The following is a 14,044-nucleotide window of genomic DNA, read 5'->3' on the forward strand; positions in this document are numbered from 1 at the left end:
CGAGTGGAGGAATACATGATGAAATTTTTTATTGATACAGCTAACCTGGAAGATATTAAAAAAGCATATAAAATCGGGGTATTATCAGGTGTTACCACAAACCCTTCGCTAGTAGCTAAAGAAGGCGTAAAGTTTGAAGATCGCATCGAAGAAATTTTAAAAACCGTCCCGGAAGTAGAATCCGTTTCAGCAGAAGTCACACCCGACACAGTAACAGCAGAAGACATGATTGCGCAAGCAGAAAAGCTTATAAAAATTAACGGAGGAGACAAAAATATAACAATTAAACTTCCTATGACCATTGCTGGATTGGAAGCAACCCGTTATCTAGCTAAAAAAGGCGTGAAAACAAACGTAACGTTAATTTTTACAGTGAATCAAGCGCTTCTAGCAGCCCGTGCCGGTGCCACATACGTATCGCCATTTTTAGGACGCTTAGATGATATTTCAGAAGACGGTGTGTATCTGGTATCTCGAATTGCCGAGCTATTTCGAATTCAACACATTGACTCACAAATTATAGCAGCGTCAGTCAGACACCCAGATCACGTCACACGAGTAGCTCTTGCTGGGGCTCATATTGCGACCATTCCGTATGCTGTAATTGAACAATTAGTAAAACACCCGTTAACAGAACAAGGAATTGAAAAGTTTGCATCAGACTGGGAAAAAGCCGTAAAAAGTTAAATTGACTTAAGGAGAAGACATCATTTTAGTGTCTTCTCTGCTTAAAGAGTACACGAAGATTCTTTTTTTGTATTTTGCAGAAAACAACTTATCATTAATAGGCGAACATCCTATACATATACATAGAGATGACATACGTTAATAGAAACGAAAGAGGTGTTAAAATGGGCTGTATTATTAACATTGAGAATATCGTGACTAACGGGTTAAAAGACAATTCGAATGTAAGCGTAGGCTGTGTTGTACAAAATAGCCACACAGCAAATACAAAATCGGTAGGAGCTTGTTTTTCGTTTGGAAATGGTTCTCCTGCTATTGCCTCTATGACAAACAGTAATATCGACTTTTGCAAAGATGAAGAAAATAAAGAGCAACAATCTTGAAAACAATTCCAGAAATACTCTTTCTGGAATTGTTTTTTGGTAAGTGATAGAGTTTTGTTAATAAGATGTTGGATTTTTCAAAGACAAATATCCATGGGGAAGGTGAGCTGCGCTATGAGCATTATTTCGATGATTCCTTATACATACATTGAAAGAAAAGTGAAACGAACACAAAAGGTGACGATTCAGCATTCAAAAGACATATGCTTATACGCTGATAGTATTCAAACAGAGAAAAATTGCTTCCACGTTAACAGCGTGTTTGATATCTCTTACAAATGCGTCTCAAAAGAAAGCGGCTTTTTATACTTACATACAAATCAAGGGATGTTCGCTTATACCATACACACCGATCCTGCTGATTTTATAGCAGCATATAAAGATATAAAAAAGAAGGGATAACATTGCTGTCATCCCTTCTTTTTTGTTATTATTTTATCCACTGTACAACTTGATCCATACTTCTTCTTGTCTTGCCGCGCTTAGGTTCATGAATTCGGTAGCCGAATGCAACCATAACGGAAACATCAAACTTGCCGTCTTCTAGTAATCCTTCTTCTTTTAGAATTTCATGTACTTGGTCATAGTTAAACCCTTCAATTGGGCAAGAATCAATGCCAATTTGAGCAGCTGATGTCATCATATTAGCTAGTGCAATATAAGATTGTTTACTAGCCCAATCAAATAGCGCTCGCTTGCTTTCGAACAAGTGAAAATCATTTTCTTGGAAATCTTTATAACGAGGCATTAATGTCTCTAATACATCATCCGGCATTTCTTTTACGTTTTTTTGAAGATCCAATACATATTCAGAGTCATATCTTGCGTCTGTGCGAGAAAGAATGATAACAAAATGACTTGCTGTAGGAATTTGACCTTGTGCTCCCCAAGAAACAGCTTTTAATTTTTCTTTTAAATCTTTATTTTCAACGACTAAAAACTTCCAAGGCTCGTAACCTACTGAGCTTGGAGATAAGCGCCCTGTTTCTAAAATGAATTGGAAATCTTCATCGGAAATTTTCTTCGTTGGATCAAACTCTTTTGTAGCATGACGAAAGTTAAATGCGTCTAAAATTTCTTGTTTCTTATCTGTATTGTTCATGTGTAAACAACCTTTCTGTAAAAATATTTAATGATGAACTGTTCAGAGTAATCTATACCCTGTATAGCTTACAACTAACAGTCAGTTAACATACAATTTGTCATAAAATCCGTTTGCAGATTTATCATAAATCATATAAATCATTCTAACAAGTACGCACATTTTTGTTGTATAGTATACTTTTTTATACTATTGATGCAGTTTTATAAGAAGCAGAAAGGAGTAAACAATCTGTGGAGTTTCGTCTTCGAAAAAGTAGTTAAGAGGGGTAGAAAGGAGAAGCGTAATCTTCTCCTTTTTAATTAAATTTTTGTATTCGATTTCTTCGCTTTGTTTTCAAGTTCACTTTTCGGTTCTGTTGAAAATTCAACATCTTTTCCGTGTCCTTGAGGGTTAACACCAGGGGCTACTTGACCTCGGTTAGCAGATTTTTTTGTACCCATTTTTGTCACCTCCGTTCGGTTAGTATGTGCAAAAAAGTGAAACAAAAATCAGGAAGTAAAGAGTGGAAAGATAAATATGAAAAGATTATCTTTAAGCATCTTCATTACATAAACAAGATAGTTACTCATTTAAACGGCCATAAAAAAACACCCTCGGAAGGGTGTTTTTCGTTTAAGAATTTGAACTGGTTGCTCTGTCTGCATATGGATAGATAGGATCTTTTAAGTGAAATTCGTAAGTCACTCCATCTACAAGTCCTACCGTTTTATTGCTATCATAAAGATCCAGCATAAAAGCAGCCATTTCTTTTGACGTATGGAACTTAGGTACTCGTCCTTCGTATTCAAAATCACTCATATCCATCGAACGCTGTGCAAATTCTGTTTCAGTAGCAGCTGGAGCAAGAACTTTAGCCTGCATTTTTGCTCCTTTTCCCTTTAATTCTTGAGAAAGACCTTCTGTAAATGCACTTACGTAGAATTTTGTTGCGCAATAAGTGACTGCATCAGCAACAATCGTGTAGCCGCCTCCAGAAGAGACATTAATAAGCTGTGTACCTTCAACGTTTTCATAATCTCTTACAAATAGAGAAGAAAGAATGGTTAAAGCTTCGATATTTAAGTGAAGCATTGTTTCAATTTTAGTTAATTTTTGTTCACCGACAGAAGCAAAGTTTCCGAATCCAGCATTGTTAATCCAAGTTTCTAATTCATACTCTTTGAGTGACTCATAAAACGTATGAGCATTTTCTGCCACGGATAAATCAACCGACTGGATAATAACATTTACATCTTGGTTCAGTTCTTCAATCTTTCCTTTTAATTCATCCAGCTTGTCCTCTCTACGTGCAGCTAATATAAGGTTTTTTCCGCGCGCTGCGAAAGCTAAAGCTGTTTCATATCCAATTCCTGAACTTGCGCCAGTAATTACTGTATATTTCATGTTGATTCCTCCATTTTCGATGTTTTCAAATTGATTATAATTGTTAAAGTACACTTTAAGTCAAGCGTTTATTCGATTTATTTTTCCCTTTAGAAGTCTGTTTGTAAACATTTGAAGTTGGGTGCTAAACTTCAGTGATTTGCAACGATTTTTAATTAAGTGGGCTCTAGGCACTACGGCAGTGATGACAATAGCAGCATTAATCTTAGGTGTTATTTCCATTTAATAAAAAAAGACCCCGAAGGGTCTTTTTTTATACTCTTAATCTTAAGTTGAACTAGACTGTTCGCTGCAACTACTCTTTTTAAAATAGAACTTATAAATTAAAAATCCGCATACAGCCACTACCGCTGCAATTAGAATATACGTTTGTGCATCTGAGATAAAAGACTGAATGGACTTAAAGTTTCCGATTTGTCCTAGCCAAAGCATGGCAATATTCAAAGGAAAGATACCAAGAAATGTGAGCAGAGCAAACGGCATAGGTTTCACTTTAGATAGCCCTGAAAGGTAGGAAATGTAGTTTCCGAGCCCTAAAGGACGAGCAATCGCAATGCTCCATAATCCGCATTTTTTAAACCATTTTTGTGATTTCTCAAATGCTTTTTTCTTTTTTGATAATTTTTTCTTTACCTTATCTTCTAATTTATAGCCTATCCCATACGGTATAAAGCTAAAAGCTGTATAAACGGCGCTTCCTGCAAGAGCGATTAATAATAATTTTACTATGTGCATGTTTAATAAGTATCCGTAGGTAAGGGTGAGAAGAGAACCAGGAAACGGCAGGGATGAAGCCTCAATGGCCAGTCCGCTTAAAAGTCCCCAAATTCCAAATTGTTTCAGTAAGTCTGTTATGAAGTGTAGCATAAGATCGCCTCTTTTTCTGTGTCATAACATTCAAATACCCATCTATATGTTCGGAAAAACTTATAAGAGAAAAGAAAATAAAGGAAGAGCGCGGGATATAACAGAAAAAAACTTAGCTTGTACAAGGAAAAAAGAAGGAAGTATATTTTATAGCTTCTACTCAAAGTGAAATTATAGGAAAAAAATAATTGAGTGTGAATTTTTAAATAAACTACGACTTTTATTCATAGTTTTGATTCCTTTTATTCATTTTACTTATAAAACTAACGGGTGTAAACTTGTTGTGTTGTGAAATAATCCATTATGTATATGTATTAAAAGGAAAGGAGGTTACCGTGTGGTTATTATTGTAGGATTGTTATTGTTGATGTTTTTTGCTTATCTAGGATGGTCTATTATCTGGGTGGCACCTGTTGTCGCTACGTTTGTTGCTTATTTTAGCGGTTTAAAAGTACTGCCTACTTATACAGATGTGTATATGGGAGGGTTTGTAGATTTCGCTGCAAAATGGTTCCCCATCTTTTTATTAGGAGCCGTCTTTGGAAAGCTAATGGAAGATACAGGCGCAGCTAAGTCGCTAGCGCAGCGCATTGCTAAATTGTTTGGAAGTAAAAGAGCCATTTTAGGGGTGCTGATTGCTTCAGCCATTTTGACATACGGCGGAGTCAGTTTATTCGTTGTTGTCTTTGCGATTTATCCTTTAGCAATCGCATTATTTCGAGAAGCTAACGTATCGCGAAATTTACTGCCAGCAACCATTGCACTCGGAGCATTTACATTTACAATGACAGCGATTCCAGGTACGCCTCAAATTCAAAATCTGATTCCGACTGCTACATTTAAAACCAATGCAATGTCCGGTTCGATTATTGGAATTGTCTCAGGTCTTATTATGGCAGTGGGAGGCTATTTATGGTTAGCTTATCGCGATAAAAAATTAAAAGCTAAAAATCAAGGGTTTACTGAGCCTAATGAATCATCGGTTGCCGCAAGTGAAGAGCAGGACTCGATGAATGTAATGTTAGCTATTTTACCGCTGATTATCGTTGTCGTGACATTAAACGTTTTAAAATGGGAGCCTATCGTATCATTATTAATTGGTATTTTTTCTATTTTACTTATTAATTTCAAACACTATAAGACGTTTATTTCTTCTATAAATGAAGGAGCAAAAGGATCCGTAATGGCTGTTATTAACACGAGTGCAGCAGTAGGCTTTGGCTCGGTTATTACAGCAGTTCCAGAGTTTAAAGATGTCACGCACGTACTACTAAACATTTCGAGTAATCCGCTCGTTTCAGAAGCGTTAAGCGTTCAAGTGCTAGCGATGATCACGGGTTCAGCATCCGGTGGTATGGGTATTGCGCTTCAAGCATTAGGAGATACGTGGTATCACTTGTCTCAAACGACGAATTTAAGCGCCGATGCGCTTCACCGTATTGCAAGCGTTGCGTCAGGTGCATCTATTTTACCGCATAACGGCGCGTTGTTAACGCTATTAGCTGTAACTGGTCTTCGGCATAAAGAAACGTATAAAGACGTATTTGTTGTTGCATTTATCATCCCGACAATCGCTTTATTTGCAGGAGTCGCATTAGCGGCAGCCGGCATTATTTAAAAACAGGAGGAGAATACACATGGTTGAAAATCAAGTAATTGTAATCACAGGAGCAGCAAGAGGAATTGGATTTGAAATAGGTAAACGATTCGCTGAAAACGGCGGGAAAATTGTGTTATCTGATATTGATCAAACTGCCGTAGAAGCTGCAGCACAAAATCTTCGTGAAGCTGGATTCGAAGCACTTGGTGTCAAAGCGGATGTAACAAAAGAAGAAGAAATCAAACATTTAATTGAAACAGCAAACGCACATTTTGGAGCGGTTCATACGTTCATTAACAACGCTGGTTTGCAGCATGTTTCTCCAATCGAAGAGTTTCCAACTGAAAAGTATGAGTTAATGATTAAAATTATGCTGACAGCTCCATTTATGGCGATTAAGCACGCGTTTCCAATCATGAAAAAACAAGGGTTCGGACGTATTATTAACGTTTCTTCTATCAATGGTTTAATCGGTTTTGCAGGCAAAGCGGCTTATAACAGTGCCAAACACGGTGTAATTGGGCTAACAAAAGTAGCTGCTCTTGAAGGTGCAGCACACGGTATTACGGTTAATGCACTTTGTCCTGGTTATGTGGATACACCACTAGTGAGAGGTCAGTTAGATGGTTTAGCTAAAACAAGAAACGTACCATTAGAAAGCGTTCTTGAAGAAGTTATTTATCCTTTAGTCCCTCAAAAAAGATTACTAGACGTGAGCGAAATTGCTGACTACGCTATCTTCTTAGCGAGTGATAAAGCAAAAGGTGTAACTGGTCAAGCGGTAGTAATGGACGGCGGATATACAGCTCAATAAAAATAGAACAAATCATTAAAAGCATAAATGAGTCCAACGGGCTCATTTATGCTTTTAATGATTTGTTCTATTCTATTGAGTTAATCAACGTTAAAATATAACTAGGCGATACATAAAAAAAGCCTCATATGCTATTTCTACTGTCAAGATAAATAGTAGGATAAAAAAGCGTACAGATTAGAAAGGATGATACATATGGTGCAAACAGTAAATGAATTAATTAAACATCCGGTTTTCTATTTCTTTAACGAAATCTCAGCTATTCCTAGAGAATCTGGAAATGAAAAAGAAATTAGTAACTATTTAGTTTCTTTTGCAAAAGAAAGAAGCCTTGAGGTTATTCAAGACGAAGCTTTAAATGTAATCATTAAAAAGCCGGCAACTAAAGGATATGAACATGCTTCAGCTATCATTTTGCAAGGACATATGGACATGGTATGCGAGTTAAATAAAGGAACTGTCCATGACTTTGAAAAAGATCCGCTTCAACTGCGAATTGTTGAAGATATGCTTTATGCAAATGGTACTACGCTAGGAGCTGATAACGGGATTGCCGTTGCATATGCACTGGCTTTACTAGATGCTCAAAATATAGCGCACCCCTCTCTTGAAGTAGTCATTACCACTGAAGAAGAAACGACTATGGGCGGAGCCATTGCTGTAAATCCAGCTTATTTTGAAGGGAAAATCTTTATTAACCTTGATACAGAAGAGGACGGAAAGCTCCTTGTCAGCAGCGTAGGCGGGGTAAAAGGCGTGCTTCGTATTCCTATAAACTGGGAGTCGTCTTCCAATAACTCAGAAACATATAGCTTAAGCATCGGAGGACTGCGCGGCGGACATTCCGGAATGGAAATTGACAAAGAAAGAGGAAATGCGAATAAACTGCTAGGGAGAGTTTTATATGATTTACAACAAGAACTTCCCTATTCTTTAAGCAGCATTAGCGGAGGATTAAAATCAAATGCAATTCCCCGTGAATCAGAAGCAATTCTATCAGTTGAGCCTTCTGAGGTAGGAAAGCTAGAAAATAAGATTCGTGAGTGGAACGAAATAGTAAAAAATGAATTACAAGCGGCTGATCCGAGCGTATATGTAAAAATAAACAAATTTTCTTCCGTTGAGAAATGTTTTACAAGAGAAACGACAGAACGAATTGTACAAGCTATTATGCTAACACCAAACGGCGTTCAAAGCATGAGTATGAATATTGAAGGATTAGTAGAATCTTCTACCAACTTAGGTGTGATCACGACGACAGAATCTGAGGTTGTTTTTCAAAATGAAATTCGCAGCTCAGTAAAAAGCTTAAAAGAAAAAATAGTAAGTCAAGTGCGCATACTTGCTCAGGTAGTCGGGGGAAGAGTTGAAACAAAAGGTAATTATCCTGAATGGGCGTACAATGGAGATTCAAAAATTCGCGAATTATGTAAAAAGGTTTACAAAGAAAAGTATGGTGAAGAGGCGGAGATCATCGCCATCCATGCTGGAATTGAATGCGGTATTTTCTTAGAAAAAATCCCTGGATTAGATGCCATTTCGCTCGGACCCGATATGTACGACGTTCATACACCTGATGAACACCTGAGCATTCCGTCTACTATTAAGACATGGGAATACTTATTAGCAGTATTAAAAGAGGCAAATAAGATATAAAGTTATCAGCATTCCTATAATCTTAAAAAGAGAGCTTCTGTAAAGGAGCTCTTTTTCATTCGTCATTTATCAGATAATAAATAGGGTTCCATCAACGCGTCAGGCAATTGAGAACATTTATGTAAGCGTTTTACAAATAAAGGTTTTAAAACGGTCCTAAAAGAGGTAAACAATTACTAAAACGATAGACAAATGAATTCAAAACAAGCTCTGCAACTAATAAATTAGTAGGGAGAGAATGTATATGAATGATAATAGTCTTATCAAAGATCCTTTTTTAGAAAAAGGAGAAATTGAATTTTTAGAATTAAAGAAAGACGAAATACGTTATCTAAAGTTCGATCGATTTTTAAAAGTCATTAAAGCACTTAATCAACGCAGTGATAAAGGCTACCAGAGTCTTATGCTTTCCGTTGATGGCTTTAAAGGTACTTCAAGAGAATTATATGAGATAGAGGAGTTTCGCAGGTATGTAAATTTGTTAATTAATCAAGTTCCTCAAATATTATTTTATATTCATGATAAAAACAAAATGACTAATCAAATTTTGAAGAGTTTATCAAATAATAGCAGCCAGCCGGCCTCTATAGATCCTAAAAGAGCACGTTTAATGATTGATGCCATACAAGAGCAAGTAACGAAAACAGAAGATAAAGAGATAAAGGAGAATCTTTCTGAATTCGTATGTAAAATCCAGAGCTTTGTGAATCAGTATTAACAGTTCCCAATAGAAAAGCAGAATCCATATTATAAAAAAGTACGAGAACTTAAAGCTTCTCGTGCTTTTTTTGTTGGGAAAACTGTAGAAAAAGAAAAGGATTATCAACATATATTGATAAATAATAAAAGTAAAACTTCATATTTGGCAGTGAAATAATCAGGAGGGATGAACATTGAATCATATTGAAATAAGAAGACCAAAAATAGAGGACAGCGCAGAACTCCACGAGCTTTTTAATGAAGTGATCACAGATACCTTTCATAGAGAGGGTCTATCTGACATGGTGAACGATATACAAATAGAAATTGAAAGTAAAGAACAATATTTAAAAAGTGACCTTGATAGCGATGGGAAATGTCGATTCTTTTGGCTCGGAATAGATACGTGCACCAATAAGATTATTGGCTGCATTGAATATGGCCCTGTTAGTGAATTAATTATGGCATGTACAAAAGGGGAGCTGCAAGGATGGATTGAAATCGGCACAGTTTTTGTTCATCCAAAGTACCAAAGAAAAGGGGTAGGAACACTGCTTATACATATTATGCTGCTTACGCTTCAAAGCAGAGAAATTAAAAAAATTTGTTTGGATAGCGGATACAAGAATGCTCAGAAAGTATGGAAAAACATATTTGGAATTCCCGATTACTTAGTAAAAGATTACTGGAGCAAAGGATATCATCACATGATTTGGAAAATAGAAACAGAACGTACACCGATAGTATTTAAGTTCAGTCATAACGGATAATAAGATGTCTTCTAGAAAATAGCCGGTAGAAAGGTACCGGATATTTTTTACGGATTGAGCTACGATTATTTAAAGATAAAAAAAGACCTCTCTGAAGGTCTTTTTTTATGGACATATAACAATTCTTTTTAAGAGCGAGCAGGATAGTTTATTAGAGAGCTAGAACACATTCATAATACGAACGATTACGGCAACAAGCTGAATATGAGAAAAACATATTCGTATCTTTGAATAATAAAGCTTTTATCACTTATGTGGAGGAGTATGGAAATGTCTATATATGAAATTTGGAATGAAGTGGATCTTTATATGAATCATAAGCTCATACAACCTGACCCTATTCTTGATGAGGTATTGAAGGCAAATCAAGAGGCTGGATTACCTGCCATCGACGTATCGCCTAGTCAAGGAAAGTTTCTGCATTTGTTAGCTTCATTAAAAGGGGCTAAACGCATTTTGGAAATTGGTACTCTTGGAGGGTACAGCACGATTTGGCTAGCCAGAGCTCTTCCGAAAGATGGACAGCTGATTACGCTCGAATTAAGCGCTCAGCATGCAGAAGTAGCACGAGCTAATTTAAAAAGAGCGGGAGTAAGCCACTTAGTAGAAGTCATTGTCGGCCCCGGGCTTGATACATTAGCTGTATTAAAGGATAAGGGAACAGAGCCGTTTGATCTTATCTTTATTGATGCTGACAAGCCGAATAACCCAAATTACTTAAAGTGGGCTCTAGAATTATCAAAACGAGGAAGTACGATTATTTGTGATAATGTTGTTCGTCAAGGGCATGTGGTGAACTCAGAAAGTGAAGATGAAAATGTAAAGGGAATTCGACAATTTATGGATGCTCTGGCTCAAGAAAAACGAATCAGCGCCACGGCTATACAAACCGTTGGAAGCAAAGGCTATGATGGATTCATTGTAGGGATTGTTGAATGATAGAACTCGTGTTACATATAAAGAGGCTGGGACAAAAGTAGTTTTGTTGAAGGGAAATCCGACCGATGAATTCAAATTCTTGATGGAGAATCTCGATTCCTCGGTCGGATTTTTTCATGGTGATAGTGAACGTAAATTTCATGTGTGTAGGCGTAGGTGCTTCTAGCTGTGGATTGATTTCGTTATCTCCCAGCCTCTATTTAATTTGCGTCCAACTTATTTGTTATTTGTTTTGCTGTCAGAAAATTAATCAACTCTCTTACAGCGAATGAACTGTAGCGTTCTTTTAACAGAATAATTCCAAGTTCCCACATCATTTCAGGATCTGCAATAGGTACCGTAATAATATTGGAATCTTTCACTTTGGCATAAAGCGATTCGGGTAAAATAGCAATACCTAGTTCTGCTGCTGTTAATTCAATAATTAAATCCCATTGAGAACTTTTATATGCGATAGAAGGCACAAATCCTGATTTTAAAGCATCTTGAATTAACCGGTCGTGCAGCGTAAATTCTTCACTGAACATAATGAATTTTTCATGCTCCAATTCTTTCATCCAGACGGAAGAACGTTTCGCTAAAGGATGGTTTTTATGGGCGTATAAAAGGAATCTCTCCTTAACGAACGGGTATACGTGAAAATGCTCATCATGACCGCTTGTGAGAGGAAGCATAACAATCCCCATATCTACACCAGCCTCTTCCACAAGGGCTTCAATTTTTTTTGCTCCAAATTCAATAAGCTCTAGAGATACTTTAGGGTATTGTTCATTAAATGCTTTTGCAATCTTCGGGAAAAACAAGGTCCCGATGAGCGGAGGGATTCCCATCTTGATTTGCCCTGTTTGCAAGTTCATTAAATCGCCCAACAAGTGAGGCATGTCTTTTAACACCGACAGCGCTTTAGTTGCCTGATGATACACGACTTCTCCTGCATCGGTTAGCTTTAATTCTCTTGTTGAACGGTCAAGAAGCTCAAATCCTAGTTCATTTTCTACTTTTTTGACGGCTTTACTTAAAGCCGTTTGTGACAAATGAACTTGCAGCGCTGCCTTTGTAAAATTTTTATGATTCGCTACCTCTATAAAGTATTCTAAGTCTCTGATTTCCATGTGAAACTCCATTTCTGCAAACTGCTTATCCTTTTTTTTTACTCTTTATTTTAACCATTAAATTATTTACTGTAAATGCGCTGATTAAAAAAGGGAGCTATCCAATGAATAAAAACGAGGAAAGGAAATGAACTAAAGTTTCTGTCGAAATTGATTTATAAAACCAATAATCTTTTTATAGAGAAACATAGATTTTGCTACTAGCTGATGAGGAATATAAAGATTTTTGCCTGTACGTTCGGGCAAAAATGCAAAACTTATCAAAATAACTGAAAGCCCAAAGGCTGCAGCTGTAATCTCTATCCAAGAAAACACCATATCATTCCTCCTTTTACAAACCTATTAATAGAATATGTAAAAGTTTGAAAGGAGGTTGTACGATAGACCTATAAAGAGCGTCGTCATTAAGCTCTCTCAAAATAAAATGACGTCAAAGAACGCAGGGCCTGTGCCAAACGTTCTTTGACGTCATTTTATTTTCGCTCTTCAGCTTGATGCTCTTGTTTGTTTTGCTCAGTGAGACGTTTTTGATGAGCTTTTGTTTCTGCACTTACGTGATTCGCATCATTCGGTTGATTCTTCTTTGAACCTCCTGCAGCGTTACTCATTAGACGACACCTCCAGTCCGGTTATGAAACATACCTATAGAATGTGCGTATTTACAAACTTTATACACGGCTATCGATATTACTGCACACGAAAAAAGCAAAGGGAGAGTCACTAAGACTGTTCCCTTTGCTTTTTTACTAGGCGACTTTATCGGTGGTGATAATTTTGTTAATCCAGTCTTTTCCTTCTGTAAACCTTGTAACAAGCATCGCTGTTACTGTATTTCCCGTACTGTTTAAGAGCGTAGCAGGGGCGTCAATAATTGTGGAAATGACCGCAATGATGGGCAGAACTTCTGGCGAAAATCCGTAAATTGTAATGATTAACATTTCGCCAATCATACCGCCTCCAGGAATTGCTCCCATTACGGCTCCAACTAAAAAGGCTACGCCTAATATGCTCAAAATACTCGTAGCAGACGTCATATCTTTGCCGAACAAACTGAATAAGAAAACAATTTTTAGAATACCACCGATAACAGAACCATCTTTATGGGTGTTTGCTCCTAATGGAATCACTGTTTCAGCAATATCCAGCGGCACACCCATTTTCTTTGTTGCGTCTAAATTGACTGGAATAGATGCCGCGGAAGAACAGGTAGCAATAGCAGTGATAGAAGGAGCAGCTGCATTTTTCCAAAACAGCTTAATTCCTGCTTTACCGCCAGCAATCCATGCGTAGAGCGTAAAGAAGCCAAAATAGTAAACGATTGCAATTAATAAATAAAGAATAAATGCTCTAGCATACCCTTGCAAGATCTTTGGTCCAAGTTCTCCTACTACAGTAGCAAAATAGCACCCTAAACCAATTGGAGCATAGTACATGACAATTTTAACGACTTTCATCGATACTTCTTGACCCGAAGTCAGAAATTTCGCCATAGGCTGTCCTTTTTCACCAGCCATCGTGGTAGCAATACCGAAGATAACGGCAAAGACAATTAATTGTAAAATATGCTCTTTCGAAAATAACTGAACAAAATCAGGTACAGTAAATGTACTAACAAGCTGATTTAAAAGCGTCATTTTTTCAGCTGTATTTTCACTGTCACCCATTAATTCTTTAATGGCAGAAGTATCTACGTTGTGCAGCGGATTGTAAAGTGATGCGCCTAAAAAGCCTAGAACGGCTGAAACAGCAGCAGTGGCGACAAACACAACGGCGATACCTAGCATAATTTTACCAAGACGTTTCATTTCGTTCATGTTTGCGATCGCCGAAGCCACACTAAAAAAGACAAGGGGAACGATAATCATGAACATTAAATTAAGAAACAAATCACCAAAGGGCTTTACGACTGCCACATCGGGCCCGATAGCATATCCTGCTATCCCGCCAATTAAAATAGCGAGAAGCAGAATAAGCGATGATCTGTACGTTTTAAATACACTTAAAACCATATAGATTTCCTCCAAACAAC

At 37.1% G+C, this 14,044-nt stretch carries 17 protein-coding genes and 1 pseudogene; 10 read left to right on the top strand and 8 right to left on the bottom strand.

The features are described from left to right. The first annotated feature begins 18 nt into the window (after nt 1-18). From fsa to CEQ83_RS11420, 3 genes are all read left to right on the top strand, one after another. Nucleotides 19-687 carry a fructose-6-phosphate aldolase gene (fsa, locus tag CEQ83_RS11410; RefSeq protein ID WP_028413368.1) on the top strand — a complete coding sequence of 223 codons (669 nt, stop codon included), beginning with the start codon at nt 19-21 and terminating at the stop codon, nt 685-687. 164 nt (nt 688-851) lie between these two features. Beyond that, on the top strand, nt 852-1,070 hold the full coding sequence (locus tag CEQ83_RS11415) for a spore germination protein (protein ID WP_028413367.1): 219 nt from the start codon (nt 852-854) through the stop codon (nt 1,068-1,070). A 114-nt stretch (nt 1,071-1,184) separates the two neighbouring features. Continuing rightward, the gene (locus CEQ83_RS11420) at nt 1,185-1,472 is read left to right on the top strand and encodes a 3-isopropylmalate dehydratase (protein ID WP_099330992.1); all 288 of its coding nucleotides are present in this window, start codon (nt 1,185-1,187) and stop codon (nt 1,470-1,472) included. A gap of 28 nt (nt 1,473-1,500) precedes the next feature. Here the strand turns inward: CEQ83_RS11420 and CEQ83_RS11425 are convergent, their stop codons facing one another. The 3 genes from CEQ83_RS11425 to CEQ83_RS11435 form a co-directional block, all read right to left on the bottom strand. Then, on the bottom strand, nt 1,501-2,172 hold the full coding sequence (locus tag CEQ83_RS11425) for an NAD(P)H-dependent oxidoreductase (protein ID WP_099330993.1): 672 nt from the start codon (nt 2,170-2,172) through the stop codon (nt 1,501-1,503). A gap of 302 nt (nt 2,173-2,474) precedes the next feature. After that, nucleotides 2,475-2,615 (bottom strand): small, acid-soluble spore protein L, encoded by a 141-nt coding sequence (gene sspL / locus CEQ83_RS11430; RefSeq protein ID WP_013057030.1) that lies wholly within the window; start codon nt 2,613-2,615, stop codon nt 2,475-2,477. Between the two features lie 172 nt (nt 2,616-2,787). Continuing rightward, nucleotides 2,788-3,558 (bottom strand): SDR family NAD(P)-dependent oxidoreductase, encoded by a 771-nt coding sequence (locus tag CEQ83_RS11435; RefSeq protein WP_099330994.1) that lies wholly within the window; start codon nt 3,556-3,558, stop codon nt 2,788-2,790. Between the two features lie 124 nt (nt 3,559-3,682). Here CEQ83_RS11435 and CEQ83_RS27795 point away from each other — a divergent pair. Further along, nucleotides 3,683-3,784: pseudogene (locus CEQ83_RS27795) on the top strand (hypothetical protein); the annotation flags it as partial. A gap of 41 nt (nt 3,785-3,825) precedes the next feature. Here the strand turns inward: CEQ83_RS27795 and CEQ83_RS11440 are convergent. Then, a complete protein-coding gene (locus tag CEQ83_RS11440) occupies nt 3,826-4,425 on the bottom strand; it encodes a DedA family protein (protein WP_014460120.1) in 600 nt (199 codons plus the stop codon). Between the two features lie 337 nt (nt 4,426-4,762). On the opposite strand from CEQ83_RS11440, the gene CEQ83_RS11445 reads away from it, so the two are divergent. The 6 genes from CEQ83_RS11445 (at nt 4,763) to CEQ83_RS11470 (ending at nt 10,903) form a co-directional block, all read left to right on the top strand. Continuing rightward, entirely contained in the window at nt 4,763-6,043 is a 1,281-nt protein-coding gene (locus tag CEQ83_RS11445) for a GntP family permease (protein WP_014460118.1), read from the top strand. 19 nt (nt 6,044-6,062) lie between these two features. Continuing rightward, complete coding sequence (locus CEQ83_RS11450; protein WP_028413363.1) at nt 6,063-6,839, top strand: 3-hydroxybutyrate dehydrogenase; 777 nt, start codon at nt 6,063-6,065, stop codon at nt 6,837-6,839. Nucleotides 6,840-7,034: 195 nt separating this feature from the next. Then, complete coding sequence (locus CEQ83_RS11455) at nt 7,035-8,495, top strand: aminoacyl-histidine dipeptidase (protein WP_155017248.1); 1,461 nt, start codon at nt 7,035-7,037, stop codon at nt 8,493-8,495. 244 nt (nt 8,496-8,739) lie between these two features. Beyond that, nucleotides 8,740-9,213 carry a hypothetical protein gene (locus CEQ83_RS11460; RefSeq protein WP_028413361.1) on the top strand — a complete coding sequence of 158 codons (474 nt, stop codon included), beginning with the start codon at nt 8,740-8,742 and terminating at the stop codon, nt 9,211-9,213. Nucleotides 9,214-9,388: 175 nt separating this feature from the next. Next, the gene (locus tag CEQ83_RS11465; protein ID WP_028413360.1) at nt 9,389-9,964 is read left to right on the top strand and encodes a GNAT family N-acetyltransferase; all 576 of its coding nucleotides are present in this window, start codon (nt 9,389-9,391) and stop codon (nt 9,962-9,964) included. Nucleotides 9,965-10,216: 252 nt separating this feature from the next. Continuing rightward, entirely contained in the window at nt 10,217-10,903 is a 687-nt protein-coding gene (locus CEQ83_RS11470; RefSeq protein WP_028413359.1) for an O-methyltransferase, read from the top strand. Nucleotides 10,904-11,103: 200 nt separating this feature from the next. Here CEQ83_RS11470 and CEQ83_RS11475 read toward each other — a convergent pair whose 3' ends face one another. The 4 genes from CEQ83_RS11475 to CEQ83_RS11485 all read right to left on the bottom strand — a co-directional run bounded on the left by CEQ83_RS11475 (nt 11,104) and on the right by CEQ83_RS11485 (nt 14,024). Further along, a complete protein-coding gene (locus tag CEQ83_RS11475; protein ID WP_028413358.1) occupies nt 11,104-12,015 on the bottom strand; it encodes a LysR family transcriptional regulator in 912 nt (303 codons plus the stop codon). Between the two features lie 132 nt (nt 12,016-12,147). After that, nucleotides 12,148-12,333 carry a hypothetical protein gene (locus CEQ83_RS11480; RefSeq protein WP_028413357.1) on the bottom strand — a complete coding sequence of 62 codons (186 nt, stop codon included), beginning with the start codon at nt 12,331-12,333 and terminating at the stop codon, nt 12,148-12,150. Nucleotides 12,334-12,488: 155 nt separating this feature from the next. Beyond that, nucleotides 12,489-12,623: a hypothetical protein gene (locus CEQ83_RS27585; protein ID WP_013057043.1), complete on the bottom strand. Its 135-nt coding sequence runs from the start codon at nt 12,621-12,623 to the stop codon at nt 12,489-12,491. A gap of 138 nt (nt 12,624-12,761) precedes the next feature. After that, the gene (locus CEQ83_RS11485; RefSeq protein ID WP_033578970.1) at nt 12,762-14,024 is read right to left on the bottom strand and encodes a dicarboxylate/amino acid:cation symporter; all 1,263 of its coding nucleotides are present in this window, start codon (nt 14,022-14,024) and stop codon (nt 12,762-12,764) included. Nucleotides 14,025-14,044 lie beyond the last annotated feature (20 nt).

The organism is Priestia megaterium, from assembly GCF_009497655.1.
Taxonomy (GTDB): domain Bacteria; phylum Bacillota; class Bacilli; order Bacillales; family Bacillaceae_H; genus Priestia; species Priestia zanthoxyli.